Below are 4,537 nucleotides of genomic sequence, written 5' to 3' on the forward strand. Positions count from 1 at the left end.
ATGGAAAGATTTGGTTTTAGCTGTTTGGAGGGCTTTTGATAGAAGAGCAGTGTCTGCTGGGCTTAATTTAAAATCTGTTGGTTTCATATTTCTATTATATCACGTATCATTATTTTTTATTGAGTATAAGGTATCAGGGATGAAACCTGCTGAAATTCCTTGGATTTTATGAGGCCCAGGTGCCTCACCTGACAAGATAGCTGATTCATCAGCCTCAACAGCGTAGATACTGATGGTTGGGTTAGCCTGCTTGAGGGTGTGTGAGACCCCTGTAATAGTACCACCTGTTCCAATGCCAGAAACAAAGGCGTCAAGTCCAGTAGAGCCAAAGGCTTCTAAAATTTCTTTACCAGTCGTATCCTCATGGATTTTTGGGTTGGCAGGATTGACAAATTGTAGCGGTACCCAACCGTTTCGTTCTTCGGCAATTTCATGGGCTTTGGCAATTGCACCCTTCATTCCTTCACTCCCAGCAGTGAGCACCAGCTCTGCTCCGTAGGCTTGAATAATTTTGCGGCGCTCAATACTCATGGTTTCAGGCATGATGATGATGACCTTGTAGCCTTTAGCTGCCCCGACCCAAGCCAGTCCGATACCAGTATTTCCACTGGTTGGCTCAACAATCGTATCCCCGGGTTTGATGATGCCATCTTTTTCAGCCTGCTCAATCATAGCCAAGGCAATCCGGTCTTTCACAGATGAACCAGGATTGAAGGCTTCCAATTTCACATAGACCTCTGCCGCCCCTTCCGGCACGAGATTATTTAATTTCACAATAGGAGTATTTCCAACCAATTCAGTAATATTTTGATAAATAGCCATACGGCACCTCCACTTCTTATTGATATCAGTATACTCCTGACATTTTTGTTTGTAAAATATAAAAAACCTATCGTGGTGATAGGTGTTTTCAATGCACTGGAAGTTCAACAAGGCGGAAATCAGCCTTTTCAATCTGGACTTTTCCATGGTAATACTCGGTCAAACTATCTATGGTCTTCTGCGTGTCTTCCTTGTCGGTAAAAATCATGGTTTGAATGTCGGCTAAAAATTCGGTGTCATACTCTTCCAAATCATGAGCAGTTCGCCAATTAGCAAATTCCTGATATTGAGAATAGTTCATCTGGATCGCAATCCCTTGTTGTTCCTTAATCTCAACAATCCCTATTTCAGAAACGGCATGGGCGACAGCACCGGCGTAAGCCCGAATCAAGCCTCCAGCACCCAGTTTAATCCCACCAAAATAGCGGGTCACAACAGCAACCACATTGGTCAGTTGATGATTTTCTAAGACCGTGAGCATGGGTACACCAGCAGTTCCAGAAGGCTCTCCGTCATCTGATGACCGCTTGATTTCCATAGCTTCTCCTAGGATAAAGGCAGAGCAGTTGTGGGTAGCACGGTAGTGTTCCTTTTTGACCGCATTGATAAAGTTGCGGGCTTCTTCTTCTGTGGCCACCCGTTTTAGATGGCAGATAAAGCGCGATTTTTTAATTTCTTCTTCTGCTAGACCGTCTGCAGTAATGGTTTTATATTCTTTCATACCATGATTGTACTAAGTTTTTTTGAAGATGACAAGTTTTCCGATAAAATTGACGAATAAATAAGTATGACAGATTTGACAGACTACTATGGAAGATTATTTACTCATCATCAGCTGACAGAAGAGGAACGTTTGCAGGCTCAAAGGCTGGCAAGTCAGACAGCTGACAAGTCCTGTTTTCGTTGTTCGACGCGATTTGAAGATAAACACCGCCTACCTAATGGCGCTAAGTATTGTAGAGAATGTATAGCCCTTGGACGCGTGCGGACGGATGAGGACTTGTATTATTTTCCCCAGCAGACCTTTCCAACTCAAAATACCAAAATCAAGAAGGAGCGAGGAAATGAGGATGAGGGTGGAACTAACCTTCATCAAGACGGGGTGACCAAGTTTCTTTTTGATTTTCAAGGAGTATTAAAATGGCAAGGACAGTTGACCGCTTGGCAGCAAGAAATTTCAGATGCATTGCGATCCAATTTCCAAGCACGGAAAGCAACTCTGATTCACGCCGTAACAGGTGCGGGAAAGACCGAGATGATCTATCGGGTGGTTGCTGATGTGATTGATGGAGGTGGTGCTGTGTGCCTAGCCAGTCCGCGGATTGACATCTGTATCGAGTTGCATAAGCGGTTGCAGGAGGATTTTGCTTGTTCCATCAGCCTTTTACATGGTACAGGAGATCCCTATTTTCGTACCCCTTTAGTCATTGCGACCACCCATCAATTGCTCAAATTTTACCGGGCTTTTGATCTGATTTTAGTTGATGAAGTGGATGCATTTCCTTATGTGGACAATCCTATGCTCTATCGGGCAGTAGAAAATGCCCTGAAAGAAGACGGAGTGACCATGTTTCTGACAGCAACTTCAACAGATGAATTGGATCATAAGGTTGGTGCAGGGAGTTTAGAGCGGCTCTGCTTACCGCGCCGCTTTCATGGCAATCCACTCCCTGTTCCGCAAAAGGTATGGCTGGCTCACTTTGAAGCCTCTTTAAAGAAGAATAAGATTGCCCTTAAAATGCTCCATAAGATAGCAGCACAACAGCAAACTGGTTTTCCCTTACTAATCTTCCTGCCCGCAATCCGTATGGGGCAATGTTTTGCCCAGCTACTAGCCACCTATTTTCCTAACCAGAGCATTGGCTTTGTATCTAGTCAAACAGAAAATCGCCTCGAAATCGTTGAGCGATTCCGTAAAAAGGAAATCGATATTCTCGTCACGACAACAATTTTGGAACGCGGGGTTACCTTTCCTTGCGTAGATGTATTTGTCCTCAAAGCCAATCATCCTCTCTATACTTCATCCTCTCTGGTTCAGATAGCTGGACGAGTGGGCAGAAGCAAGGAGCGTCCGACAGGTGAATTACTCTTTTTTCAAGACGGAACCAATCGTGCGATTGAAAAAGCCATCCAAGAAATTCAATTGATGAATAAGGAGGCAGCTTATGACAGCGTGTCTACTGTGTCAGCAAGCTCTTAAAAAACGAACCCTATTTTCAGATATCTTCCTATTAAAAAAAGAAAAAGAAGGAGTATGTACGGATTGCAAGGAAAAATTTCTTCTTATTTCGGAAACCCACTGTCCGACTTGCTTTAAAGAAGGGGAAAACAAGAGCTGTTCCGACTGCCTATACTGGAACGAGAAAGGAATGACCGTTGCTCATGAAAGCCTCTATCGCTACAATACCCAGATGGCAGACTATATCAGTCGCTATAAATTTGCTGGCGATTATCTACTGCGAAACGTATTTATGGCTGAATTAAAGAACTATTTTGGAGATAAGATGGATAAAACCCTTGTCCCTATTCCCGTTAGTAAGCAGAGGATGGCAGAAAGAGGTTTTAATCAAGTGATTGGTTTGCTGACGGTTGCAGGACTTTCGTTTCAAGAAGTTCTCCAAAAAGAAGATACCCAAAAGCAATCAGAAAAGACACGTCAAGAACGCCTAGCTCTTTGCCAACCCTTTTCAATTATCGAAAAAGTAGCGATACCGAGCAATATTCTCCTAGTTGATGATGTCTATACGACCGGCACTACCATACAGTTTGCCAAGCAAATCCTGATGAAAAATGGGGCGAAAACAGTCACGAGCTTTTCACTCGCCCGTTAGTAAACGATTGCAAAAAAATACTGATGTGGTATAATGGTAGTGAACAAAAGCGAAAGCTTAGAAAGAGGTATTGACTATGATTAAATTTAGCATTCGTGGAGAGAACATTGAAGTAACAGAAGCTCTTCGTGGCTATGTCGAAGAGAAAGTAGCTAAGATTGAAAAATACTTCCATGCGGATCAAGAGTTAAATGCCAAAGTAAATCTAAAGGTGTATCGTGACAAACGCTCGAAAGTAGAAGTGACAATTCCGCTGGGATCTATCACACTCCGTGCAGAAGATATTTCTCAAGATATGTATGGTTCAATCGATTTGGTAGTGGATAAGATTGAACGTCAAATCCGTCGCAACAAAACAAAGATTGAAAAGAAAAACCGCCAAAAAGTTTCTACTAGTCAATTGTTTACAGAAGAGCTAGTGGAGCAAGTTGAAGAAGACGTAAAAGTTGTTCGTACAAAACAAGTTGATTTGAAGCCAATGGATTTGGAAGAAGCGATTTTACAACTTGAATTGTTAGGACATGATTTCTTCATCTATACAGACGCTAAAGATTCAACAACGAATGTTATTTACAAACGCGAAGACGGAGGTCTCGGTCTACTAGAGGTCAAAGTCTAAAAATTTGATGCAATCATTGAAGCAAGGTTGGCAAGACCTTGCTTTCATTTTTGGGAGGAACTAAAGATTTTCTTCCAATCTTTTAAGGCTTAAATAGCGTCCCACTAGGCTTTTTCTGAATCGCAGAAAGAAAAAATAAAAAAATTTCAAAAAAAGTTGAAAAAGTTATTGACAAAGATTAGTTGAGGTGATATACTGATATAGTTGTCGCTTGAGAGAGCGGACAAGACCTTTGAAAATTAAAGAAGACGAACCAAACGTGCAG

4 protein-coding genes and 1 pseudogene are annotated in these 4,537 nt (G+C 42.2%); 3 read left to right on the forward strand and 2 right to left on the reverse strand.

Going from position 1 to position 4,537, the window contains the following annotated elements:
- Nucleotides 1–126 precede the first annotated feature (126 nt).
- Both BU200_RS10035 and BU200_RS10040 read right to left on the reverse strand, forming a co-directional pair.
- Nucleotides 127–822: pseudogene (locus tag BU200_RS10035) on the reverse strand (PLP-dependent cysteine synthase family protein); the annotation flags it as partial.
- Nucleotides 823–910: 88 nt separating this feature from the next.
- Nucleotides 911–1,543 (reverse strand): YigZ family protein, encoded by a 633-nt coding sequence (locus BU200_RS10040; RefSeq protein ID WP_075099996.1) that lies wholly within the window; start codon nucleotides 1,541–1,543, stop codon nucleotides 911–913.
- A 66-nt stretch (nucleotides 1,544–1,609) separates the two neighbouring features.
- Between BU200_RS10040 and BU200_RS10045 the strand changes: the two genes are divergently transcribed.
- The 3 genes from BU200_RS10045 (at nucleotide 1,610) to hpf (ending at nucleotide 4,272) form a co-directional block, all read left to right on the forward strand.
- On the forward strand, nucleotides 1,610–3,022 hold the full coding sequence (locus tag BU200_RS10045; RefSeq protein ID WP_075099997.1) for an ATP-dependent helicase ComFA: 1,413 nt from the start codon (nucleotides 1,610–1,612) through the stop codon (nucleotides 3,020–3,022).
- A gap of 169 nt (nucleotides 3,023–3,191) precedes the next feature.
- A complete protein-coding gene (locus BU200_RS10050) occupies nucleotides 3,192–3,653 on the forward strand; it encodes a ComF family protein (RefSeq protein ID WP_244912642.1) in 462 nt (153 codons plus the stop codon).
- A gap of 76 nt (nucleotides 3,654–3,729) precedes the next feature.
- Nucleotides 3,730–4,272: a ribosome hibernation-promoting factor, HPF/YfiA family gene (hpf, locus tag BU200_RS10055; RefSeq protein WP_075099999.1), complete on the forward strand. Its 543-nt coding sequence runs from the start codon at nucleotides 3,730–3,732 to the stop codon at nucleotides 4,270–4,272.
- Nucleotides 4,273–4,537 lie beyond the last annotated feature (265 nt).

Source organism: Streptococcus acidominimus, assembly GCF_001921825.1.
In the GTDB taxonomy this organism is placed as follows: Bacteria; Bacillota; Bacilli; order Lactobacillales; family Streptococcaceae; genus Streptococcus; species Streptococcus acidominimus.